Origin of the sequence: Pseudomonas sp. UBA7530 (assembly GCF_002479365.1) — a bacterium.
Taxonomy (GTDB): Bacteria; Pseudomonadota; Gammaproteobacteria; order Pseudomonadales; family Pseudomonadaceae; genus Aquipseudomonas.
In genome coordinates, this window is record NZ_DLMS01000007.1 from 191,942 (window position 1) to 215,680 (window position 23,739).

Annotated in this window: 20 protein-coding genes; 14 read left to right on the forward strand and 6 right to left on the reverse strand. The window is 63.4% G+C overall.

Annotated features, from left to right (window positions below; translation table 11 throughout):
* Positions 1–18: 18 nt before the first annotated feature.
* The 5 genes from B2U07_RS12320 (at position 19) to creC (ending at position 5,551) form a co-directional block, all read left to right on the forward strand.
* A complete protein-coding gene (locus B2U07_RS12320) occupies positions 19–528 on the forward strand; it encodes an ATP-dependent zinc protease (protein WP_275547501.1) in 510 nt (169 codons plus the stop codon).
* 164 nt (positions 529–692) lie between these two features.
* Positions 693–2,723, forward strand: a complete 2,031-nt coding sequence (locus tag B2U07_RS12325) for a methyl-accepting chemotaxis protein (protein ID WP_275547500.1) — start codon at positions 693–695, stop codon at positions 2,721–2,723.
* A 58-nt stretch (positions 2,724–2,781) separates the two neighbouring features.
* The gene (locus tag B2U07_RS12330; protein ID WP_275547499.1) at positions 2,782–3,222 is read left to right on the forward strand and encodes a CBS domain-containing protein; all 441 of its coding nucleotides are present in this window, start codon (positions 2,782–2,784) and stop codon (positions 3,220–3,222) included.
* A gap of 223 nt (positions 3,223–3,445) precedes the next feature.
* Complete coding sequence (gene creB / locus B2U07_RS12335; RefSeq protein ID WP_275547498.1) at positions 3,446–4,126, forward strand: two-component system response regulator CreB; 681 nt, start codon at positions 3,446–3,448, stop codon at positions 4,124–4,126.
* A 3-nt stretch (positions 4,127–4,129) separates the two neighbouring features.
* Positions 4,130–5,551 (forward strand): two-component system sensor histidine kinase CreC, encoded by a 1,422-nt coding sequence (creC, locus tag B2U07_RS12340; RefSeq protein ID WP_275547497.1) that lies wholly within the window; start codon positions 4,130–4,132, stop codon positions 5,549–5,551.
* Between the two features lie 232 nt (positions 5,552–5,783).
* Here the strand turns inward: creC and B2U07_RS12345 are convergent, their stop codons facing one another.
* Positions 5,784–6,272 (reverse strand): DUF2569 domain-containing protein, encoded by a 489-nt coding sequence (locus B2U07_RS12345; protein WP_197856845.1) that lies wholly within the window; start codon positions 6,270–6,272, stop codon positions 5,784–5,786.
* A gap of 112 nt (positions 6,273–6,384) precedes the next feature.
* Between B2U07_RS12345 and B2U07_RS12350 the strand changes: the two genes are divergently transcribed.
* A complete protein-coding gene (locus B2U07_RS12350; RefSeq protein WP_275547496.1) occupies positions 6,385–6,687 on the forward strand; it encodes a YciI family protein in 303 nt (100 codons plus the stop codon).
* A gap of 52 nt (positions 6,688–6,739) precedes the next feature.
* Here B2U07_RS12350 and B2U07_RS12355 read toward each other — a convergent pair whose 3' ends face one another.
* Together B2U07_RS12355 and B2U07_RS12360 are read right to left on the reverse strand one after the other, a co-directional pair.
* Positions 6,740–9,040, reverse strand: a complete 2,301-nt coding sequence (locus B2U07_RS12355) for an ATP-dependent DNA helicase (RefSeq protein WP_275547495.1) — start codon at positions 9,038–9,040, stop codon at positions 6,740–6,742.
* The gene (locus tag B2U07_RS12360; protein WP_275547494.1) at positions 9,037–10,668 is read right to left on the reverse strand and encodes a VRR-NUC domain-containing protein; all 1,632 of its coding nucleotides are present in this window, start codon (positions 10,666–10,668) and stop codon (positions 9,037–9,039) included. Before B2U07_RS12360 ends, B2U07_RS12355 begins: the two co-directional genes overlap by 4 nt.
* A 248-nt stretch (positions 10,669–10,916) precedes the next feature.
* On the opposite strand from B2U07_RS12360, the gene B2U07_RS12365 reads away from it, so the two are divergent.
* The 4 genes from B2U07_RS12365 to B2U07_RS12380 all read left to right on the forward strand — a co-directional run bounded on the left by B2U07_RS12365 (position 10,917) and on the right by B2U07_RS12380 (position 14,138).
* Positions 10,917–11,339, forward strand: coding sequence for a phage infection protein (locus tag B2U07_RS12365; RefSeq protein WP_275547493.1), 423 nt, complete (start codon positions 10,917–10,919; stop codon positions 11,337–11,339).
* 179 nt (positions 11,340–11,518) lie between these two features.
* Positions 11,519–12,862, forward strand: a complete 1,344-nt coding sequence (creD, locus tag B2U07_RS12370) for a cell envelope integrity protein CreD (RefSeq protein ID WP_275547492.1) — start codon at positions 11,519–11,521, stop codon at positions 12,860–12,862.
* Between the two features lie 52 nt (positions 12,863–12,914).
* Positions 12,915–13,217, forward strand: coding sequence for a hypothetical protein (locus tag B2U07_RS12375; protein ID WP_275547491.1), 303 nt, complete (start codon positions 12,915–12,917; stop codon positions 13,215–13,217).
* 144 nt (positions 13,218–13,361) lie between these two features.
* Positions 13,362–14,138 (forward strand): hypothetical protein, encoded by a 777-nt coding sequence (locus B2U07_RS12380; RefSeq protein WP_275547490.1) that lies wholly within the window; start codon positions 13,362–13,364, stop codon positions 14,136–14,138.
* Between the two features lie 257 nt (positions 14,139–14,395).
* Here B2U07_RS12380 and B2U07_RS12385 read toward each other — a convergent pair whose 3' ends face one another.
* Entirely contained in the window at positions 14,396–16,528 is a 2,133-nt protein-coding gene (locus B2U07_RS12385) for a TonB-dependent siderophore receptor (RefSeq protein ID WP_296277088.1), read from the reverse strand.
* 246 nt (positions 16,529–16,774) lie between these two features.
* Here B2U07_RS12385 and B2U07_RS12390 point away from each other — a divergent pair, with 246 nt between their 5' ends.
* The 4 genes from B2U07_RS12390 to yegQ all read left to right on the forward strand — a co-directional run bounded on the left by B2U07_RS12390 (position 16,775) and on the right by yegQ (position 20,890).
* Positions 16,775–17,035, forward strand: coding sequence for a DUF4212 domain-containing protein (locus B2U07_RS12390; protein WP_275547488.1), 261 nt, complete (start codon positions 16,775–16,777; stop codon positions 17,033–17,035).
* A 6-nt stretch (positions 17,036–17,041) separates the two neighbouring features.
* Positions 17,042–18,811: a sodium:solute symporter family protein gene (locus tag B2U07_RS12395; protein WP_197856852.1), complete on the forward strand. Its 1,770-nt coding sequence runs from the start codon at positions 17,042–17,044 to the stop codon at positions 18,809–18,811.
* Positions 18,812–18,902: 91 nt separating this feature from the next.
* A complete protein-coding gene (locus B2U07_RS12400) occupies positions 18,903–19,409 on the forward strand; it encodes a hypothetical protein (protein WP_275547487.1) in 507 nt (168 codons plus the stop codon).
* A gap of 173 nt (positions 19,410–19,582) precedes the next feature.
* On the forward strand, positions 19,583–20,890 hold the full coding sequence (yegQ, locus tag B2U07_RS12405) for a tRNA 5-hydroxyuridine modification protein YegQ (protein WP_275547486.1): 1,308 nt from the start codon (positions 19,583–19,585) through the stop codon (positions 20,888–20,890).
* A 93-nt stretch (positions 20,891–20,983) separates the two neighbouring features.
* On the opposite strand, the gene B2U07_RS12410 is transcribed toward yegQ, so the two are convergent.
* Together B2U07_RS12410 and B2U07_RS12415 are read right to left on the reverse strand one after the other, a co-directional pair.
* Complete coding sequence (locus B2U07_RS12410) at positions 20,984–21,685, reverse strand: 3'-5' exonuclease (RefSeq protein WP_275547485.1); 702 nt, start codon at positions 21,683–21,685, stop codon at positions 20,984–20,986.
* Positions 21,682–23,613: a putative nucleotidyltransferase substrate binding domain-containing protein gene (locus B2U07_RS12415; RefSeq protein WP_275547484.1), complete on the reverse strand. Its 1,932-nt coding sequence runs from the start codon at positions 23,611–23,613 to the stop codon at positions 21,682–21,684. The genes B2U07_RS12410 and B2U07_RS12415 overlap by 4 nt, the downstream gene beginning before the upstream one ends.
* Between the last annotated feature and the right edge of the window lie 126 nt (positions 23,614–23,739).

Here is a 23,739-nt window from a genome sequence, read left to right on the forward strand (position 1 = left end):
TGCACAGGAGTGCCGACCTTGAAATACGCCCTCTTTCTGCTGGCTGCTGCGATCAGCCTGCCGGCCATGGCCGATGAACAACCAGACCTTTACGGCCGTTACGAGCTGATCAAACTCCCCGCCCTCGGCCAGACCCTCAAGGCCAAGATGGATACCGGTGCCATGACCGCCTCGTTGTCGGCCAAGGACATCGAGCCGTTCGAGCGCGATGGTGAGGACTGGGTGCGCTTCCGCCTGGCCGTAGACGGTGCCGAAGATACGGTCTACGAACATCCGCTGGTGCGCATCGCCGAGATCAAGAAACGCGCCGAAGAGAGCGATGCCGAAACCAAGGAAGTCGCCTACTCGCAACGCCCGGTAATCGAAATGCCGATTTGCCTGGGCGAGGAGGAGCGCACCATCGAGGTCAACCTGACCGACCGCAGCACCTTCAGTTATCCGCTGCTGATCGGCGCCAGCGCCATGCGCGATCTTGGTGCAGCCGTGGACCCTGCGGAGCGTTACACCCGCGATCGTCCGCAATGCTGAGCAAATTGTCGCATTTCAGAAAAGGCTGATAGTCATTGGCCATTACACTCCATAAGAGTGCCCCGTAACGACTACCCTGCCCAAAAGAGGGCGTCGGGCCTGCTTTTTGCTAAGTGCAATTCTTTGCCAGGCCTGTAGGCCCTTTAGGTCGCTGAGGTGTCGCTATGACGGGAGTACTCGAGCCGGGTGTACGGCTGTTGCAACGTTTCAGTTTTGCCCACAAGTTTCAGCTGGTGTTTCTGTTGTTCGCGCTTCCGCTCGGATACGCGTTGTGGGTCATCGGCAGTGACTACCTGTCACGCCTGCAATCGATCGACTACGAGGTGGAAGGCGCACAAGCGCTTGAGCGCATGGCGCGTGCGCAACAGGAGCTGATCGCCCAGCGCACACTGCTGGCACGCTGGAAAGGCACCGAGGGCGCTGCCCAGGGACAATTGCAGCAGCGTGAGGCGCAGCTCGACGAAGCGTTGCAGCAGGCCGCGGAGCCGCTGCAGAGCAGCCTGATCAGTGATCAGGCGCGGCAGCACTTTCAGGCCCTGCAGGGCGAGCGTGATGGTCTGCGCACGGCTGGTCTGGCCAAGGTGGCACTGCCCGATGCGTTGGAGCGTTACCAAAAGGCGCTGCTTTACCTGATCGCCCTGCGCGAGCAGGTGGCCACGGACAGTACCCTGATTCTCGATCCGCGCCTCGACACCTACCTGATGATGGAGCAGATCACCTACATCATGCCGCGGCTGCTCGAGCAGCTCGGCACTTTCGCAGCGCAGGGCCATGGCGCGGTGGTCTCGCAGCATTTCACCCTGCAGAGCCGCGTGCTGATCCGCGATCTGCGCCGCAGCCTGGACGAACAGCGTGCGCAGCTGGTCAAGGCGCAAATCACCCTGTCGCGCGAAGCACCGCAGGCGATGCGCCAGTTGAGCGCACCTTTCGACGCCTCGCTCAAGGCGTTCGACGACTTCCTCACGCAGATCGATCGTGACATGTTCGAGGCCAGCCCAATGGCGCTAACCCCCGAGCAGTTCGTGCAACAAGTCGAAGCGCTGGAGGGCCAGTTGCTGGCTCTGCAGCAGGCGGTTTACCAGCAGTTCATCGCCAGTCTCGGCGACTATCGGCAGCAGGCGCTGCAATCGATGATCGAGGTGATCGGTGCTTTCAGCGTTCTGACCCTACTGGCGATGTACGTGCTGATGTGTCTGAACGCGTCGATCCGCATCAGCACCAGCAACATCATCGAGGCTGCACGTGGTCTGCGCGACGGTGACTTACGCGTGCACATGCAGGTCAACGGTCGTGATGATCTAGCCGCCATCGCCCAGGCGCTGAATACTGCGGTCGAGCAGCTGCGTGACTCGCTGCAGGGGGTCAACCGCGAAAGCCAGCAACTGGAAAGCACGGTGCAACTGCTGGGTGGCCAGGCGCGTGACACGCTGGACGCCGTCGAGCAGCAACAGGCGCAGATGAGCCAGATTGCCACCGCAGCCACGCAGATGGCGGCTACTGCGCAGAGTGTCGCGCAAAGTTGCGAGCAGGCCGCCATGGAGGCGCAGCAGACCCGCGAGGTGGCGCTGAGCAGTAACCAGCGCAGCGAGCGCACCAGCGCCAGCATGCGCCAGCTCAGCAGCCGTCTCGGCGACAGCGCCGCAGCGTTGCAGCAACTGCGTGATCAGACCCAGCAGATCAACCGCGTGGTCGAGGTGATCAAGGGCATCGCCGAGCAGACTAACCTGTTGGCGCTCAACGCCGCCATCGAGGCCGCGCGCGCAGGGGAGGCCGGGCGCGGCTTTGCCGTGGTCGCCGACGAGGTGCGCTCGCTGTCCAAGCGCACCCAGGACTCGACCCAGGAAATTGCCCAGACCGTGGACAACCTGCAGCGGGTGGTTGGTCAGTCGGTCACCCTGATGGGAGAAGCTTGTAGCCAGGCCGACGGCGATATCGGCAGCGTGCTGGCCATGAGTGATGAACTGCAGAACATCGTCGACTCGGTGCAGCGCGTCAGCGACCGCCTGGCGCAGATCGCCACCGCCGCCGAGCAGCAGGCGGCCACCGCCGATGAAGTCAGTGGCAATATCCAGCAGGTCGATCAGGCCGCCGGGCAACTGCTCGATGGCGCCCAGGCCGTGAGCCGTGCCGCCGAGCAACTGCGCCGAGGCAGCGAAGGGCTGGCGCATAATACCGGACGATTCAGCCTCGGGTGAGGCTGACCGCGGCGGCCAACTCTGCTAAAAACGGATAACAACGAAAGGAGCCGCCCGCATGAAAACCGTCGCAGAGGTCATTCGCAATAAAGCCAACGCCTACGTCTACAGCGTCGACAGTGAGGATTCGCTGCTGGACGGGCTGCGTATCCTCGCCGAGCAAAAGATCGGTGCACTGCTGGTGCTTTCCGGCGGGCGTCTGGTCGGCATCGTCAGCGAGCGCGACTACGTGAGAAAGGTGGCGCTGGCCGAACGCTCGCTGCTCAACACCAGGATCAGCGAAATCATGACCCGCGATGTGATCAGCGTCGGCCCGCGTGACAGCGTGCAGTACTGCATGGAGCTGATGACCGAACGCCGCCTGCGTCACCTGCCGGTACTGGCTGAGGGCGAGCTGATCGGCCTGTTGTCGATTGGTGACCTGGTCAAGGAAACCATCGCCGAACAGGCCGACCTGATCCGTCAGCTGGAGCAATACATCCGCGGCGAGATTCCATAAGCGCGTAGCCCGGATGAGGGAAAACCTTGCGGGAGGCGCTTTCGACTCTGGCATCCTGCTTCGTTCTACCTCCTGCATCCATGCAGTCGCAGCGGCGAATGTCGCATAGGCAACCCGCCAATCTCCCCTGGCAGCTTGCTCCCGTTCTACGCTATCGCCCGCTTGACGCATGAACCAGCCGCCGGCAGTCTGCCGCCGTCGCCCCACAGGTGCAGGACGCCCGATGCCGCAGATACTTATAGTCGAAGACGAAGCCGCGATTGCCGACACGCTGGTCTATGCCCTGCAGGCCGAAGGCTTCGTCACCCATTGGTCGAGTCTCGGCGGCGAGGCGCTGACGCTGCTGGAGAACGGCACCTTCGACCTGGCCATTCTTGACGTTGGTCTGCCCGATATCAGTGGCTTCGAAGTGTGCAAACGCCTGCGCCGTTTCTCCGAGGTGCCGGTGATCTTCCTGACCGCGCGCAGCGAGGAAATCGACCGTGTGGTGGGTCTGGAAATCGGCGCCGACGATTACGTGGTCAAACCCTTCAGCCCGCGTGAAGTGGCGGCGCGGGTCAAGGCCATCCTCAAGCGCGTGGCGCCGCGTGAGATGCCGACAGCCAGCGCGCCCAGCGTCTTTCAGATCGACGATGCCGCCTTTCGCATTCATTACCACGGCCAGCCCCTGAGCCTGACGCGCCATGAATTTCGCCTGCTGCGCACGCTGCTTGGCCAGCCGCGCCGGGTCTATTCACGCGAGCAACTGCTCGATGCCCTCGGCGTCGCCAGCGAAGCCGGCTACGAGCGCAACATCGACAGCCATATCAAGAGCCTGCGCGCCAAGCTGCGCGCCATCGCCCCAGCCGAGGAGCCGATCCAGACCCATCGCGGCCTGGGCTACAGCTACGAGCCGGAGCTCTGAATCATGCCATTGGGCGTACGCATCTTTCTCGTCTACTTCCTCTTCGTCGGCCTGGCCGGCTGGTTCGTGCTGAGCACAGTGATGGACGAGATTCGCCCCGGCGTGCGCCAGAGCACCGAGGAAACCCTGGTCGACACCGCCAACCTGCTGGCCGAGATCCTGCGCGACGACCTCAAGTCCGGCACCCTCGGCCAGGGCCGCCTGCACGAGGCGCTTGAAGCCTATGGCCGGCGTCAGCCGCAGGCGAGCATCTGGGGCGTGACCAAGGCCGAGGTCAACCACCGCATCTACGTTACCGACGCCCGGGGCATCGTCCTGCTCGACTCGACTGGTCTGGCGGTGGGTCAGGACTACTCGCGCTGGAACGACGTGCTGCTGACCCTACGTGGCCAGTACGGCGCGCGCTCGACCCGTGAAGATCCGGACGACCCGGATTCCTCGGTGATGTACGTGGCGGCGCCGATCAGGGATGGCGAGCGCATCATCGGCGTGGTTTCGGTGGCCAAACCCAACCGCACCCTGCTGCCCTATATCGAACGCTCGCAAAACCGTCTGAGCTGGCTCGGCGTCGGGCTGATCGGCCTTGGCCTGCTGATCGGCGCGGCGCTGTCCTGGTGGCTCAGCGCCGCGCTGGGCAAACTCACCCGCTACGCCCGGGCGGTCAGCGAAGGCCAGCGCGCCGAGGCGCCGAAGGTGCGCGGTGGCGAACTCGCGCAACTGGCCCAGGCGGTCGAGCGTATGCGCACCGAGCTGGAAGGCAAGGCCTACGTCGAACGCTACGTACACACCCTGACCCACGAACTGAAGAGTCCGTTGGCCGCCATACGCGGCGCCGCCGAACTGCTCGATGGCGATATGCCGGCGGAGCAGCGCCAGCGCTTCGTGGCCAATATCCAGCAGGAAAGTGCGCGCCTGCAGAACCTGATCGAACGCCTGCTGCACCTGGCCCAGGTGGAGCAACGCCAGGGTCTGGAAGAGCGCGTAGCGGTACCGCTGGCGCCGCTGGTGGAGGAACTGTTGCAGGCGCAGCAGGCGCGCATCACAGCTACCAATTTGCAGATCGAACACGCGCTGCCAGCCGGCCTCAGTCTGCGTGGCGAACGCTTTCTGCTACGCCAGGCGCTGGCCAATCTGCTGGACAACGCCCTCGACTTCACCCCACCCGGCGGACACATGCGCATCGCCGCCGAACGCCAGGGCGAGCGCATCGTGTTGCGTCTGTTCAACCAGGGTGAAGCCATCCCCGACTACGCCCTGGCCCGCCTGACCGAACGCTTCTACTCCCTGCCGCGCCCCAATGGCGGGCGCAAGAGCACTGGCCTGGGCCTGAACTTCGTGCAGGAAGTGGCCGAGCTGCATGGAGGTGAATTGCATATCGGCAATGTCGAAGGTGGCGTTGAAGTGAGCCTGACGCTGCCCATCTAGGGCACGCTGGCGCTGCTGTGGGGTAGGCTTTGCCGCGACCGATGCATAAACCTGTCGCTGCTAAAGCGCCTCCCACGAGGGCTGCCCAGCGCAGAAATTAGATAGCGCCCACGCTCCAGCGTGAGAGCCGTCTCACGACTCTCTGCATCGCTCACTCGTTCGGAGATGCAGCTGCCTGCTGGTCAGTGCTGTAGCGTCGAGGTCTTCGTTCCCACCCAGCCGTGAGAGCGATCTATTCGGGAATGTCCTTCACGAACGTGGCTTCGACTCGTCTCGATACGAGCATGTAAGGCACCCAGATAACGGCGCTGAACAAGGTGCGTGCAAATTCCTTGGTCGTGTCCGGATCGAATACAGGTTCGTCGGTAAAGATGAGCGAGCCTAACCAGGCATCAAAGGGAATGAAGACCAGGGAAATCAGGATCGTGGCAATAAAGACCTTTGGGAAGAGATAGTGTTTTGTGAAGAACAGGTAAAGCAGAAGTGCGCACGCAATCAGCATGCATGAATTGAAGATGGCTTCGAAGACCAGCAGGGGCGCCCACAGCCAGTGATAGTACTCGGTGCCGGGAGTGGTCAGCGTTTCGAAGGTTCCGTCAGTGAATACTGAATAGAACATCGGCCCGTAGGTGATGGATATGCGCAGGGGCGTGATGATCAGACCGAGCCCGACCAGAATCAACCAGCCACCCAATCCCTTTAATTTTGCGTTATCGCTCATGTTTACATCCTTGTGATGCATGTCTGACTATGAATGGACACCCGCTCTGCTGGTGCCTGGGTTTCGCTGTGCGCGACCTAGGATACCTGCTGACGTAAACCAAGGAGAACGCATGCAATATGTAGTGACGGCATTCGATTTTACCGACCCGGATGCATTGTCTCGTCGTCTGGAGCACCGAGAAGCTCACCTGGACGGGTTAAAGAAAATGACGGCAGCCGGTACGTTTCTCAGCGGTGGGGCGATTCTTGATGCAGAGGGCCGTATGGTGGGCTCTTCTGCCCATGTCGAGTTTGGCAGCAGAGATGCACTTGAGCATTGGCTTGATCATGATCCCTATACGCTGGGGAAAGTCTGGGAAAAAGTAGAGGTGCGGGAGATCAAGCTCTTTCCTGTCGCGCAGTTTGCCCGCTAGCTCAGCATCACCAACGCTAGGACTTATGCACTGATCGCGGATAAATCCGCTCCTACAGGAGAGGTTGTGGTTCGGGTGTGGGGGCTTTGAGCGGCAAGCGCAGCAGTTCCACCTGCCACCAGGTTGGCAGCAGGCGGCGGACTTCGGGGCGGGCGAAGCGGTCGTCGATCAGATAGAGCACGCCCTGGTCTTCCGGCGTGCGGATCACCCGGCCGGCGGCTTGCACGACCTTTTGCAGGCCGGGGTAGAGGTAGGTGTAGTCGTAGCCATTGCCGAACAGGGCGTCCATGCGTTGGCGGATTTCTTCGTTGATCGGGTTGAGCTGGGCCAGGCCGAGGGTGGCGACGAAGGCGCCGATCAGACGTTCGCCGGGCAGGTCGACACCTTCGCCGAAGACGCCGCCGAGCACGGCGAAGCCTATGCCGCGGCCGCCGATCTGGAAGCGTTCGATAAAGCCCTGGCGCGCCGCTTCGTCCATCTGTCGCGATTGCGTCCACACTGGGATGTGCGGGTGATCGCGGCGCAGCTCCTGCAGCACCTGTTCCAGATACTGATAGCTGCTGAAAAAGGCCAGGTAGTTGCCGGGGCGTTCGGCGTATTGGCGCGCCATCAACTGGCAGATCGGCGCCAGCGAGGCGTCGCGGTGCTGGTAGCGGGTCGACAGGTTGCGCACCACCTGCACATGCAGTTGTTCGGCGCTGAACGGCGAGGCGACATCCAGGCACTGCGTCTCTTCCGGCAGGCCGAGCAGGTCGAGGTAGTAGTGACTGGGGCTGAGGGTGGCGGAGAACAGCGTGGCGCTGTGGGCGTCCTCGAAGCGCGGGCCGAGGAAGGGCGCCGGGAGGATATTGCGGATGCATAGGGTCGAGTAGCTACGCCCGTTGCCAGCCTCGACGCGGCTGATATCGAACAGCGAGTGCGGGCCGAAGCTTTCCGCTAGGCGGCAGAACAGCATGGCGTCCAGATAAAAACTTAGCAGCTCGCCGCCATTGCCTTCGGGTTGATCGGTCAGCAGGTCGGTGATGGCGCTGACCGCCTTGCCCAGCGCGGCCAGCAGCAGGTCCGGCGCCAGCGGGTAGACCTGATAGGGCACCTCTTGCTCGCGGTGCAGCTGATCCCAGTGGCGGTCGACCCGGTCCAGCACGCTCTTCAGCCGCTTCGGCGCGCCACGGCACATGGCCTTGAAGCGCGCCTGATCCAGCTCGGCGCTGTACATGCCGCGCCCGCGCTCTACCAGATTGTGCGCTTCGTCCACCAGCAGGCAAATGCGCCACTGGTTGATCAGGGTGAGGCTGTGCAGCAGCGCGCCGAGGTCGAAGTAGTAGTTGTAGTCGCCCACCACCACGTCGCTCCAGCGGCACAGCTCCTGGCTCAGGTAGTAGGGGCATACACCATGGGCGATGGCGATATTGCGCACCGCCTGCTGATCCAGCCAGCGTTCTTTGAGTGCCGCGCTGCGCGCTGCCGGCAGGCGGTCGTAGAAACCCTTGGCCAGTGGGCAGGAGTCGCCATGGCAGGCTTTGCTCGGGTGCTCGCAGGCCTTGTCGCGGGCGACGTGTTCCAGCACGCGCAACGGCGTCTCCGGTTCGCGCAGGCGTTGCAGGGCATCCAGTGCCAGGCGCCGGCCCGGCGTCTTGGCGCTGAGGAAGAACAGGCGGTCGAGCTGCTGGCCGGGCATGGCCTTGAGCTGCGGAAACAGGGTGCCGAGGGTCTTGCCGATGCCGGTGGTGGCCTGCGCGAGCAGGTAATGGCCGTCACGCGCGGCGCGGTACACGGCCTCGGCCAGTTGCCGTTGGCCATGGCGGAATTCGCCGTAGGGGAAGCTCAGTTTCTCCAGCGCCTGGTTGCGTGCGTGCTGATGTGCCTGCTCCTGGCGCGCCCAATGGATGTAGCGGCGGCAGTGCAGGGCGAAGAACTCGCCCAGGGACGCCGCGCTGTGGCGCTCGCGGAATACCGTTTCCTGCTGGGTGATGACGTTGAAGTAGACCACCGCCAGATCCAGTTCCTCGAAGCCCAGCTCCTGACACAGCAGCCAGCCGTAGATCTTCACCTGCGCCCAGTGCAGCAGGCGGTGGTTGGCGGGGATGCGCGAGATGTCGCCACGGTGGGTCTTGATCTCTTCCAGCAGGCGAAACTCGGGGTCGAAACCATCGGCGCGGCCACTGACCGTCAGCCCTTCGAACTCGCCGATCAGGGGAAGCTCGGAGACGTAATCCGGGCCGCGCCGCGCGACCACGGTGGCGTGTCCGGCCATACCTTCGGCGGCGGTGGGCGAGGGGGTGAAGCGCAGGTCGAGGTCACCCTCCTTCGCGGTGAACTCGCATAGCTCGCGCACGGCGATGCGCAGGCTCAATCGCTCCACTCCACGTAGCAGACGCTGACTGGCATGCCATGCTCGGCGCAGAACGCCAGCCAGCGTTTCTGGTTGTCCTGCAGACGGTCGCCGGGGCCTTTTACCTCGATCATCCGGTAGCGGCCCTCACTGGGCCAGAACTGGATCAGGTCGGGCATGCCGGCGCGGTTCTCGCGGATGTCGGCCAGCAGGCGGCGAAACCAGGCGGCAAGGTGCGCGGGCGGCAGGCAGATCAGGGCCTGCTCCAGGCGTTCGGCGTCGAGCAGCTCCCAGAACACGAAGGGTGACTGGATGCCGAATTTCTCGGCGTGGGTACGGCGTATGGCCTCGATATAGCTGCCGTCGTCCAGGCGCGCCAGGCAGGCGGCGAACAGCTCGCTGCGACGGGCATGGAAGTCGGCGCGGTGCAGATCCACCGGGCCGGCGTGGAAGGGGTGGAAGAAGGCGCCAGGCAGCGGGGCGAAGATCGCCTCCCAGCAGAGCAGGCCGAACAGCCCGCAGATCAGTGTGTTCTCCACGTAATGCACGGGCGCGTCCGGCTTGGCCAGGTGCATGGCCACGGCCAGTTCGACGCTGGCGGCGCGCGGCAGGCGCAGGTCGAGACGATTCTCGCTGAGCTTCGCCGCCCTGGCCGCTGGCGCCAGGCCGAGGCGTTTGCGCAGGCGGGTGCGCGCGCGTTCGGCCAGTTGCGCTTCTTCGGCGTTGTGTGGCGCCTCGATCACCTGCTCGGCTAGGGTCAGCGCCTCGGCATCGCTGCCCAGGCGCTCGAGCACGCGAATCTGCCGCTGCCGCGTGCCAACCGCGTGAGTATCGCGGTACAGCGCGAGTGCTGATTCCAGCTCGCCAGCGCGTTCCAGCTGCTGCGCCATTTTCAGCAGCAGGCGTTGGTAGCGCTCGCCGATATGCGGGTTGTCGCTGGCAAAATCCCCGAGCTGCTGCAGCACCTCGGCTACAGGCAGGCCGGCTTCGAAGGCCTCGCGGCAGGCGCGCAGATGCAGGTAGTCGTCCACATCCTTGCGGTTGCGGAAGCCGCGCGAGCCCGGCGTGATCGGCACCTGTTCGTAGCGGAAGATGCCCAAGTCGGCGAGCACGAACTCCGACCAGTTCTGCGCCAGGTTGCCAAAGAACATCAGCCGCAGGCGGTCGCACAGCGGGCCGATGGCCAGGCTCAGCAGGCGCTCGTCCAGTTGCGGGCACCAGTCGGCCAGGCTGCGTGGTTCGACATGCAGCTCGCGCAGGTGGTCGAGCACCTCGCTTTTCTTCAACGCTCCGCGTGGCAGGTTGGCGGCGAAATGCGTGGCCAGTTCTTCCTTGAGCAGCAGGGCGCCCAGCTCGTCGAGACTCAGAGCCGCGCAGTCGATCAGCCAGCCCAGCACCAGCAGCGGTGCAGCCGCACTCTGGATTTCGCCTATCTCCGCATAGCGCAGCTTGCTGACACGAAAGTGCACGCCCTTGCGCATCACCAGGCGCACCAGCAGCGCCTGGGCGGGTAATGGCAGCTGGAGAAAATCCACGATGAAGGCGCGCTCGGCATCGTCCATCAAATCGCGGTGATGGGCGCCGAGCCAGTCGAGGGCCTTGCGGAAGTTGGCCAGGTAATAGAGTTCGGGGGCGTCGAGGGCGAGCATGCTGCGAAGTTTTACTGGTTTTTTATACAGATGCCAGTGCCTTTCGCCCGCGCAGCTGCCGAGCAGACGGAAGGCGAGGGTGATGCCGCCTGGTCTTTTCTGATGGCTATCTGGCTGATCGATAAACGCTTTTTTCGGGTATCGACGGCGTCGATGGTCACTATCCCGAGATGTGCCTTTTGCCATTCTGAGGCGTGCGTAACATGACAACCGTAGCCAGTTACTCACCCCTCTTCAGGAGAACGACCATGAAAAAGCAGATCTTCGCCAGCCTCGTTATCGCCGCCCTGTCGGCCAGCGTATTCGCTCTGCCACAGATCTCCGCGCAACAGTCCGCTGCTCCGGTCGTGGCCGAAGATGGTGCTGATCGCGTAGGCATCAATCGTGTCGCCGAAGGCGGTGCCGAGCTTACTCTAGAGCGTTTTCGCGTAGCCGAAGATGGCGCAGATCGCGTTGGTCTGAACCGTATCGCCGAAGGTGGCGCAGATCGTGTTGGTCCGAACCGCGTAGCCGAAGGTGGTGCTGACCGCGTGGGTCTTAACCGCGTAGCCGCAGACGGTGCTGATCGCGTTGGCCTGAACCGCGTAGCCGCAGATGGCGCTGACCGCGTTGGTCTGAACCGCGTTGCCGCAGATGGCGCCGACCGCGTAGGTGCCAGCCGTATCGGCTGATCCGGTCATCCATCACGCGGGAGCAGTCGTATGCCGCATAGCAGTTAGGAAGGGCGCCCCGAATCGGCGCCCTTTCTTTTTCACCCATTCTCCACACAATCTCCACGCTCGCCCCATACGCCACCCACCGCCCCTGCCCAGACTCTGCCGTACCTTCACTCGCTACGGAGAGCCGTACCATGAACCGTTCCCTGGGCTTCAAGCTGGGCGCCATCGCCCTGCTGATTTTGCTACTGATGATTCCCCTGCTGATGATCGATGGCCTGGTCGACGAGCGTCAGGGCCTACGCCATGAGGTGCTGCAGGACATTGCCCGCAGTTCCAGCTACCGCCAGCAGATCACCGGGCCGATCCTGGTGCTGCCCTACATCAAGACCACGCACGAGTGGAAAACCAACGAGAAGACCGGCGAGCGCTATAGCGAAGAGCGTCAGCGCCGCGGCCGCCTGTATTTCCTGCCGGAGCGCTTCGTGCTCGAAGGGCAGGTTGGCACCGAGCTGCGAGCGCGCGGCATTTACGAAGCGCGCCTGTACCGCAGCGACAGCCAGGTCAGCGGTCAATTTCGTCTGCCGGCACGCCTCGGGCTGGGCGACGACCTGGGTTTCTACCGCTTCGAGAAACCCTTCCTCTCGGTCGGCATCAGCGATATCCGAGGTATCAGCAACGACCTGCAATTGCGCCTGAACGGCCAGACCCTGAGTTTCGCACCGGGCAGCGGCGACGATAACTTCGGCGCCGGCGTGCATGCACCGCTCCCCGCTCTGGATGCGCAGGGTGGGCAGACGCTCGAGTTCTCCTTTGATCTGAAACTGCAGGGCACCGAGCAGCTCTCGATAGTGCCGGTCGGGCGTGACAGCCGGGTCAAGCTGAACTCCGACTGGCCGCACCCGAGCTTCGTCGGCGAATACCTGCCGAGCAGCCGTGAGATCAGCGCTGCGGGTTTCACTGCCGAGTGGCAGACCAGCTTCTTCGCCACCAATCTGGAGGAGGCTTTGCGTGACTGCGTGGGCAGCGAGCGTTGTCAGGGGCTGTTTGGCCGCAACTTCGGAGTGAGCTTCGTCGACCCGGTCGACCAGTACCTGAAGACCGATCGCGCGATCAAATATGCGCTGCTGTTCATCGCTCTGACCTTCGCCACCTTCTTCCTCTTCGAGGTCCTCAAGCGCCTGGCCGTACACCCGGTGCAGTACGCCCTGGTCGGCCTGTCGCTGGCGCTGTTCTACCTGCTGCTGTTGTCGCTCTCCGAACATCTGGATTTCGCCCTGGCCTATCTGCTGTCTGCCTGCGCCTGCGTCGGCCTGATTGGTTTCTACGTCAGCTTCGTGCTGCACAGCTGGCGACGCGGGTTGGGCTTCGGCAGCCTGCTGGCCGCGCTGTACGCGATGCTCTACGGCCTGCTCAACGCCGAGGACTACGCCCTGCTGATGGGCTCGCTGCTGGTGTTCGGCGTGCTCGGCAGCGTGATGGTGCTGACCCGCAAACTGGACTGGTACGGCGTCGGCCGCAGCGCTGCGCAGGCCTGAATCTGAATGGCGCGGTCACTACAAGCCGCGCCTCTTGTCGGAGGTGATCCCCATGCGTCTTCTCATGCAATTTTCCGCCTGCCTTGGGCTCGGTCTGGTGGTGGCAGTGATGATCCTCATCGGTCTGATGTTCTGTGGCTGGTTCAATCTGATCGACGGCCTGTTGCTGACCGGCAAGCCGCTCGCAAGCCTGAGCCTGATGGTGCTGCCAGAGAGTTTCTGGAGTGCCCTGACCGGTATCCAGGACGCGGCGAGCAACGGCACGCTGCGCTCCTTCCTGTCGCTGTGCGCGGCGTTGGGCCAGGTCGGCCTGCTGCTGGCGCTGGGCTTTATGCGCCTGTGGTATCGGGCATGAGCGGGCATATCGGTTTGCGCGAGGATACGCGTGTCGGGCAACTGCTAGCGCGGCGTATCGCCTGGCTGTTTCGCGATGCCCATCATGGGCAGTGGGCGGTTAGCAGCGTAGACTCGCGCCGGGATGAACCGGAGGCTCTCAAGGATGAAAACTTTATTTGCCGCAGCCCTGGGCTGCATGCTGCTGAGCGGCGCCATACTGGCTGAAGATTGCCGCCAGCGCCTGCCGGCCTGGATCGAGATGGCCCATCCGGGCCATGCGCTGGAAGACGAGCGCGGGCGCTATCGTGTGGACGCCGAGCGCAGCATCTGCAAGGTCTGGCCGGCGCGGCCTCAACTGACCCTGCTTGCGATGCCGCTGGTGCGCGCCGAACACGATGGCTACGGGGAAACGGACCTGGAATTGCTGGTGTTCGATAGCGCCAGGCAGCGTTTCCTGGCGCGCTTGGTCGAGCCCAATCGACTGGATTGGGATGCGGTTTTTATCGAGGATTTGAGGTTTGATACCGCGCCTTATCGCCTGCGCGCAGACGATATTGCATTCGGTGTGCGGATATCGCGGAGCGGCAGTTCGCGGCCCAATCCGTTCTATGAAACCCGGCTCGATCTTTACCAGCTGGACACCGATAGCCTGCGCCCATTGTTGAGCGAGTTACCGGTGAGAACGGCTGGAGGCGAGTGGGATACCAACTGCAGCGGAGCGTTCAGCGAAACCAAGGGCGTGGTCATCATCACCGACCGGGCTGGGCACGGCGGGTATCGCGATCTGCTGTTGAAGAACGCGCGTGTCGAGCGGCGTATGGCGCTGATCGACGGCGAATGCCAGACCGTCGAGGAAAACTCCCATCGCTATCAGTTGCCCATCGAGTTTGCTGAGGACCGCTATCTGCTACCGATCGAGTTGGTCTCCGATCCGCTCTAAAGGCACGTATTCGCCGCTCTTGCCAACCCTGTAGGAGCGAATTCATTCGCGATAAGAATTGGGGTGTTCGCGAATGAATTCGCTCCTACAACGGCAAAAGCCATATCCGCTTGGCCTGCGCCTGAGGGCAGATAGCGTCGTAGGTGACGATATGTAGCCCGGATTTGATTCGGGAATAGGGTGCCGGGCCATCCCCTGGTTGCATCCGCGCTACGAGGTGACAAGCCAGGGTGAACCGCGTTCCCTGGCGCTCGGCTTTACAGACTGACCGAAATCCCCGCCTGCAGCGTGCGCGGTTCGCCCGGGTAGGACCAGACGTTCCAGGCGCGCTCTTCATAGTGCTTGTCGAACACATTGTTCAGATTGAGGTTCAGGCGCACGTTCTCGGTCAGCGGGTAGTAGGCCAGCAGGTCAACCAGGCCGTAGCCGTCCATGTCGAAGGTGTCGTTGCTGGTCTGGCCCTGGCGCTCGCTGACGTACTTCAGGCCGATGCCCAGGCCCAGGCCGGCCAGCGGGCCGCCGTCGAACTCGTAGGTGTCGAGCAGGTTGAAGCTGTGTCGTGGCACGTTGCCCAGGCGCGTTCCTGCCGGCATGGTGGCGCTGGTGCTTTCGGTGACTTCGGCGTCGACATAGGCATAGCCGCCGATCACCCGCCATTGCGGGGTGATGTTGCCGGCCAGGTTGATATCGAAGCCACGGCTGCGCACTTCGCCAGCGGCGATGCTGCGTGTTGTATCCAGCGGGTCGCTGGTCAGCACGTTTTCCTTGACGATATGGAACGCCGCCGCGGTCAGGCTCAGGTCGCGGTCGGCCATGTCGTACTTGATGCCGACTTCATGAGCGACGCCTTCTTCCGGATCGAAGGCATTGCCCAGGCGGTCTGCGCCACGGTTGGGTTTGAACGAGCGCGAGGTGTTGGCGAATACCGCCAGTTCGTCGGTGAGGTCGTAGATCAGGCCGAAGCGCGGCGAGACTGCATTGTGCGCCTGATCCCAGCTGCCGCTGCGGTTGAGCTTGTCGTCATAGCTCTGCTCGAAGCGCTCGATGCGCGCGCCTACCTGCGCCTTGAGGCGTTCGGTCAGGGCGATCTGGTCCTGCAGATAGAAGGCGTAGGATTTCAGCGTCTCGGCGTCGTGGGTGGTGGTGCGGGTCAACGCTGGCAGCGGCTGGCCGTGTACCGGGTTGTACAGGTCGATGGGGTAAGCGTTGCCGCCTGGCGAGCGGATGATCAGCGAGTTGTAGTTGAACTTGTCGTACTCCACACCCACCAGCAGGGTGTGGGCGAAGCCGCCAAGGTCGAAGTTGCCTTCGGCGTTGGCCTGGGCATTGACGTCGTTCCAGTTCAGCCAGCGCTCGTTGTAGTTACGCCCGACCACGCTGCTGCCAGCGGCCAGGCCGCGGTAGGCGTTGCTGTTGTTCTCCACGGCGCCGCCGGACAGGTCGCCATCCAGGTACTGCACACCGCCGCGCAGCGTCCAGCTGTCGTTGAGCAGGTGTTCGATGCGCAGCTGGGTGGTGGCATTGGCGTTGGTCAGCTTGCCGGCGGCTTCCTCGCCGAGGAAGCGATCGCGCGGCAGCTTGCCGTTCTGGTTGGAGTAGCGGGTGACGCCACGGTCGAGCGGGTGGCGGTTGTGCAGGTAGTCGCCTTCGAGGGTGACGGCGGTGGTCTCGTTGAGTTGCCAACGCAGCACCGGGGCGACGTTGTAGCGCTCGCTCTCGACGTCATCGCGGAAGCTGTCGCCGCCTTCGGCCACCAGGTTCAGGCGGTAGGTGAAGGCTGCTTGTTCGTCCAGCGCGCCGGTGGTGTCCAGCGTGCCGCGGCGCAGGCCTTCGCTGTTGACCTGGCTGCCCAGCACGGTGCGGCGTTCGGCCTGCGGCTGCTTGCTGACGATGTTGAAGGTGCCGCCTGGATCGCTGCGGCCGTAGAGCATGGCCGCCGGCCCGCGCAGCACTTCGATGCGCTCGATGGTGCTGGCGTCGGGCATGTTCGGGTAGCCGCGGTTGACGGCGAAACCGTTGCGGTAGAACTCCTGGCTGTTGAAGCCGCGAATCAGAAATTCGGTCAGACCCTGGCCACCGAAGTTGTTGCCGCGCTCCACGCCGCCGGCGTAATCCAGCGCATCTTCCAGGCGCACCGCGCCGATGTCCTGCACCACCTGCGCCGGCACCACGCTGATCGACTGCGGAATCTCGTGAATCGGCGTATCGGTACGGGTGGCACTGGCCGAGCGGCTGGCCCGGTAGCCATCCACCGGGCCGTCGGCCCGCTCGCTGGGGGCGGTGATCTGCATTTCTTCCAGTGCCAGCGGTGTGTCGTTTTCCGTGCTGGCGAAGGCGGTGTGACCGGCGAGAGCGGGTAGGGCGAGAAGCGGTACGACCAGGCGTCGCATGATGTGAATCCTTGGGGCGTCGGGTAGGTGAGGGCCCAGGATTCTAGTGTTTTAGAGAATGGCTATCAAATGAGTTTTTATCTTATTCGTAAACTTTTCGGCCGCCATTTCTCTTCCACGGTTTCGCTGTTCGCGATGAGTGTTGGAAACGTCGTGATGCGGCTACTACCAATGTCTATCTGTCGGACGGTGCTGGCCTGCTGCTAGCTTGAAGCTGCATCAGAATAACAATAACCGGAGGCGTCTATGACTTCTGAACAAGCAAATGCCGCGGCCTACTGGAAGGCCAACGTGCGGCTCATCACCTGGAGCCTGATCGTCTGGGCACTGGTTTCCTACGGATTCGCCATGATCCTGCGCCCGATGGTCTCGGGAATCTCCGTTGGCGGTTCCGACCTCGGATTCTGGTTCGCGCAGCAAGGCTCCATCCTCTTCTTCATCGGGCTCATTTTTCACTATGCGTGGAGACTGAACAAACTCGATAAAGAATTTGGCGTCGAGGAGTAAGCGGTCATGAGCCAATTCGTAATCAACATGTTGTTCGTAGGCGCGTCCTTCGCGCTCTACATCGGCATCGCCATCTGGGCGCGTGCCGGCTCCACCAAAGAGTTCTACGTCGCCGGCGGTGGTGTGCATCCGGTCACCAACGGCATGGCGACTGCCGCTGACTGGATGTCCGCTGCATCCTTCATCTCCATGGCGGGCCTGATTGCCGCCGGCGGTTATGCCAACTCCACCTTCCTCATGGGCTGGACCGGCGGCTACGTGCTGCTGGCGATGCTGCTGGCGCCCTACCTGCGCAAGTTCGGCAAGTTCACCGTGCCGGATTTCATCGGTGATCGCTTCTACAGTCGTGGCGCGCGCCTGACTGCGGTGATCTGCCTGGTGATCATCTCCGTGACCTACGTGATCGGCCAGATGGCCGGTGCCGGTGTTGCCTTCTCGCGCTTCCTCGAAGTGAGCAACTCCACCGGTATCTGGATCGCCGCGGCCGTGGTATTCGCCTACGCCGTATTCGGTGGCATGAAGGGCATCACCTACACCCAGGTCGCTCAGTACGTGGTACTGATCGTGGCCTACACCATCCCGGCGATCTTCATCTCCCTGCAGCTGACCGGTAACCCGATCCCGCCGCTGGGCCTGTTCGGTGACCACGTCGAGTCCGGCGTGCCGCTGCTGCAGAAGCTCGATGAAGTGGTACGTGAGCTGGGCTTCGCTGCCTACACCGCCGATGTCGACAACAAGCTGAACATGGTGCTGTTCACCATGTCGCTGATGATCGGTACCGCCGGTCTGCCGCACGTGATCATCCGCTTCTTCACCGTACCGCGCGTGGCCGATGCCCGTTGGTCCGCCGGCTGGACCCTGATCTTCATCGCCCTGCTGTACCTCACCGCTCCGGCCGTTGCCTCCATGGCGCGTCTGAACCTGGTGACCACCATCTATCCGGAAGGCACTTCTGCCCCGGCCCTGTCCTACGAAGAGCGTCCTGAGTGGGTCAAGACCTGGGAAACCACCGGCCTGATCAAGTGGGAAGACAAGAACGGCGACGGCCGCATCCAGATGTACAACGATGCTGCACCGGCCTTCACCGCGACCGCTCAGGAGCGTGGCTGGAACGGTAACGAGCTGACCGTGAACAACGACATCCTGGTTCTGGCCAACCCGGAGATCGCCAACCTGCCTGGCTGGGTAGTCGGTCTGATCGCGGCGGGCGCCATTGCCGCGGCATTGTCGACGGCGGCTGGCTTGTTGCTGGCGATTTCTTCGGCGATCAGTCATGACCTGATCAAGACGCTGATCAATCCGAAGATCAGCGAGAAGAACGAGATGATGGCGGCGCGGATATCGATGGCCTGCGCAATCTTGCTGGCGACCTATCTGGGCTTGAATCCACCCGGGTTCGCCGCGCAGGTGGTGGCGCTGGCCTTCGGTATCGCTGCGGCAACCCTGTTCCCGGTACTGATGATGGGGATCTTCTCCAAGCGCATGAACGACAAGGGCGCGATCTGCGGTATGGTCGCCGGCCTGGTCGTGACGCTGCTGTACATCTTCACCTACCTGGGTTGGTTCTTCATTCCGGAAACCAACATGCTGCCCAATACCCCGGACCAGTGGTTCATGGGTATCTCCCCGGCTTCCTTCGGTTCCGTCGGCGCCCTGATCAACTTCGCCGTTGCCTACGGCGTATCGATGGTCACCGCCGAGCCGCCGCAGGAAATCCAGGATCTGGTGGAAAGCGTGCGTACCCCCAAAGGTGCTGGTGCCGCTCTGAACCACTGAGCATAATCCTGGCCTGACACCATCTGTCGATGGTCCAGGGTCTGACAGACGGGCCTCCACTGGAGGCCCGTCTTTTTTCGGGAACAGTCATATGTTGTGGACTTTGCTTGCCATCGTGGTCGCGGGGCTCGGCGCTGCCGGTATCGCTCTGCTGCTGCGCAAACTGACGCGCAACAAGCTGCCGAGGTGGATCGTGCCACTGTTCGGTGGTCTGGGGATGCTGAGTTATCAGGTGTTCTACGAGTACTCCTGGTTCGAGCACCAGCAGGCGCGTCAGCCCGCGGAGTCGGTCGTCGTTGCGACCGAAGCGGGTCACGTGTTCTGGCGCCCGTGGAGCTACTTCGTGCCGATGGTCACCGCCTTCACCGTGCTCGACAGCAAGAGCGTGGTGCGCGAGCAGGTGGCGGATGCGCAGGTGGCCGAGTTCATGCTCTATCGTTTCGAGAAGCAGCACATCGATCACGTGTCGCACCAGGCGCATCTGCTCAACTGCACGACAGCCGAACTGTTGCCGCTGGACGAGAAGCAACAGCCTCAGGTCGCTCAACTCAAGCGTGTCGACAAGGACGAGGTGCTGTACCAGCGCGTCTGCATGTAGAGCGAATTCATTCGCGATGATTTGCCTCGGTGAAGGCCATGGTCGCGAATGATTGGCTCCCACCCTAATCGGCAAAGGCCGGGCGCAACGCCCGGCCTTTCATAGATGCAGATCAATGTTCGTCTGCGCAGCCTGCCTAGAATCGCCTGCTTTGCCTTGCATGCAGGTGTTTCATGTCGTTTTTCCCCGAACTGCTGTCGCCGGCCGGCACCCTGAAGAACATGCGCTACGCCTTCGCCTACGGCGCCGATGCGGTGTATGCCGGGCAGCCGCGCTACAGCCTGCGCGTGCGCAACAACGAGTTCGACCATGCCAACCTCGCCGTCGGCATTGATGAGGCGCACGCGCAGGGCAAGCAGTTCTACGTGGTAGTCAACATCGCCCCGCACAACGCCAAGCTCAGGACCTTCCTCAAGGACCTGGCGCCGGTGATCGAGATGCGCCCCGATGCGCTGATCATGTCCGACCCCGGCCTGATCATGCTGGTGCGTCAGCACTATCCGCAGATGCCGATTCACCTCTCGGTGCAGGCCAATGCGGTGAACTGGGCCAGCGTCGAGTTCTGGCGCCAGCAGGGGCTGACGCGGGTGATCCTCTCGCGCGAGCTGTCGCTGGAGGAGATCGAGGAGATCCGCAGCGAGGTGCCGGGCATGGAGCTGGAGGTGTTCGTCCACGGCGCACTGTGCATGGCCTATTCCGGGCGCTGCCTGCTGTCGGGCTACATCAATCGCCGCGACCCCAACCAGGGAACTTGCACCAATGCCTGCCGCTGGCAGTACCAGGCCACGCCGGCGAGCGAGAACGAGCTGGGCGAAATCGTCCGCGTGGTCGAGCCGACACTGGGCCAGGGCGCGCCGACCACCCAGGCATTTGTGCTGCAGGAGGCGGGGCGGCCGGACGATGAAATGACCGCCTTCGAAGACGAGCACGGCACCTACATCATGAACTCCAAGGACCTGCGCGCGGTGCAGCACGTCGAGCGCCTGGTGCGCATGGGCGTGCATTCGCTGAAGATCGAGGGGCGCACCAAGAGCCATTTCTACGTGGCGCGCACCGCGCAGGTCTACCGCCGCGCCATCGACGATGCGCTGGCCGGCAAGCCGTTCGACCCGAGCCTGCTGGGCAGCCTGGAGTCACTGGCGCATCGGGGTTACACCGAGGGTTTTCTGCGTCGCCACGTACATGACGAATACCAGAACTACCAGCGCGGCAGCTCGGTGTCGGAGCATCAGCAGTTCGTCGGCGAACTGACCGGCGAACGCCGTGGCGAGCTGGCCGAAGTGCGGGTGAAGAATCGCTTCGCCGTCGGCGACGGCCTGGAGCTGATGACGCCGCAGGGCAACCTGCGTTTCGGCCTGGAGCACCTGCAGAATGCTCAAGGGCAGGCGCAGCCGGTGGCGCCTGGCGATGGCCACGTCCTGTATCTGCCGCTGCCGGCGGATGTGCAGCTGGAATACGGGCTGCTGATGCGCGATCTCTAGGTTTTCGTAGGGTGGATGACGCTCCTTTCACCCACCATGAGGGCAACAACCTTGGTGGATGGGTGAAGCGTCATCCACCCTACATAGCACCTATTACATCGCGTGCTGGCGGCGGCGCCGGCTGGCCAGTTGACGCTCCAATTCGCAGAGGCTGTCGATGCCCTGGCGGCGCGCCTTGCTGAACAGCATCAGCGCCAGTTCGGCGGTGACCAGCGCATCGGCGCTGGCGTTGTGGCGTTGGTGCACCTGCAGACCAAATTCGGCAACCCACTCGTCCAGCCCGCCCTGGCGGATGCGTGCCTGCGGACACAGCAGCGGGGCAATTTCGGCAACATCGAAGAAATTGTGCTGCAGGCGATAACCCAGGCTCTGGCGCAGTGCCCGGGCCAGCATGCGCTGGTCGAAGCCCGCGTGGAAGGCCAGCAGCGGGCTGCTGCCGACGAACTCCATGAAGTCTAGCAGCGCCTCGGCGGGGTCGACGCCGCGGGCCACTTCACTGGGGGCGATACCGTGGATCAGGGTGCTGGCGCTGGCCTGATGATCGGGCTGGTGCAGGGTGCATTCGAACTGTTCGGCGAAGTCGATGGCGCCGTTGTCGATCACCACCGCGCCGATGGCCAGCACCTGATCACGGCGCATGTTCAAACCGGTGGTTTCCAGATCGAGCACGACGAAACGCTGCTCATGCAGGGGGCGTTCGTCGAATGCTGCCGGTGCGCTCAAGGTCTGGCGGCGTTGCAATTGCTGCTGGGTCAGGGCCGGGCCGCGGCCGGTGAACCAGGTGAACCTGCTCATAGCTGATACCTCATGGCCAGGCTGCTCTGCAGGCGCTGCGCCTGGCGGAACGACTCGCGCAGAATACGCCGGTCCAGGTGGTTGAGGTGGTCGGGATCGACCCGATTGGAATAGGGCAGCTCGTCGCGCGCCTGCAATTGGTGCTGCTGCATGCGAGTCTGCTGAATGAAATGGTAGGCCTCCTCATAGGCAGCACCGTCCAGCGCATCGATCACCCCCTTGGTGATCAGCGCGCGCAGGCGTTCCAGGGTGCCGACCGCGCCGATGCCATTGGCCAGCGCCAGCAGTCGGGCGCCGTCGACGAAAGGTGTCAGGCCCTGTACCTTGAGGTCGAGGGTGTCCTTGTCGGCACCGGAACGTGCCACCACGAAATCACGGAAGCGCCCGACCGGCGGGCGCTGGCGCAGGGCGTTCTCGGCCAGCATCTTCTGGAACAGGCTGTTGCTGGCGACGCGGCCGAGCAGCTCGCTGCGCAGTTGTTCGCAGCCTTCATCCGGGCCCCAGATGGTGCGCAGGTCGAAGTAGATCGACGAGCCCAGCAGGTTCTCCGGCGTGGCTTCGAGGACGAAGCCGGCGAAGCGCCGTGACCATTCCTGGCGCGACAGGCACAGTTCGGGATTGCCGGCCATGATGTTGCCCTTGCACAGGGTGAAACCGCACTGTGCCAGGCGCTGGTTGATCTCGCGCGCGATCGGCAGCAGGCGCTCGCGAATGGCCGCGGCGTGGGCGGCATCGCTGGCCTCGAAGAGGATACCGTTGTCCTGGTCGGTGTGCAGGGTCTGTTCGCGGCGGCCTTCGCTGCCGAAGCACAGCCAGGTGAAGGGGATGCCCGGGTCGCCCATTTCCTCGAGGGTCAGCTCGATAACCCGACACACGGTGTGGTCGTTGAGCAGGGTGACGATATGGGTGATCTGCGTCGAGCTGGCGCCGTGGGCGAGCATGCGGTCGACCAGCAGGCGGATGTCGCTGCGCAGCCCGGCCAGCGTCTCGACCTTGCCGGCGTGGCGAATGGTGCGTGCCAGATGCACCAGGTCGACCCGCTGCAGGCTGAACAGATCGCGCTCGGAAATCACCCCGCGGAGTTTCTCGTGCTCCACCAGGCAGACGTGGGCGATATGCCGCTCGGTCATGGCGATGGCGGCATCGAAGGCGCTGGCATCCGGCGCCAGATGGAAGGGGTTGGGCGTCATCAGCTTGTCGATCGGCTGGGCCAGGTCGACGCCGTCGGCGACCACCCGGCGCAGGTCGCGCAGGGTAAAGATGCCCAGCGGCTTGTCGGCCGGGTCGAGCACCACGATGCTGCCCACGTGCTGCTCGTGCATCAGTCGCACGGCATCGCGCAGCGGCGTGTCGGGCGCGCAGCCGATGGGTTGGCGCATGGCCAGTTCGCCCAGGCGGGTATCCAGCGAATATTGCGCGCCGAGGGTTTCCACCGCGCGCAGCTGCACCTGCTGGTTGACCTGATCGAGCAGGCTGCTGACCCCGCGCAGGGCGAAGTCGCGCAGCGGGTTGGAGACGGCGAATAGTTTGACGAAGGCGACCTTGGCCAGCAGCAGGCAGAAGGTGTCTTCGGCGGCCAGATGCTCGGTGCGGGTGGCACGCTCGCCGATCAGCGCGGCCAGAGGGAAGCACTCGCCGGCGGTGATTTCGAAGGTGGTCTCGGTGCCGCGACGGGCACTGTGTGGGCGCTCACCGTGCACGCGGCCTTGCTTGACGATGTAGAAGTGTTCGACCGGGCCGTCGCTGGGCTTGATGATCGAGTCGCCCTCGGCATAGAAACGCAGCTGACAGTGCTCGACCAGAAACGCCAGGTGAGCGGTGTCCATCTGGTTGAAAGGCGGGAACTTCTGCAGGAACTCCATGGTGCCGTGGATGTTCTGCAGCACCGCAGTCTTGCCCGCATCGGCCATCGCGTCGGCCTTGCTCATGGGCTTGCGCCTCGCAGTTTCGGGATGTTGTCAGTGTGGTGCGGTCTCGGCGCTTTGCCCATTGCACCTAAGTAGGGGGCGCAGCTCCCGCCGAGAAGGCAGCCCTGTGGGAGCGGCCTTGGCCGC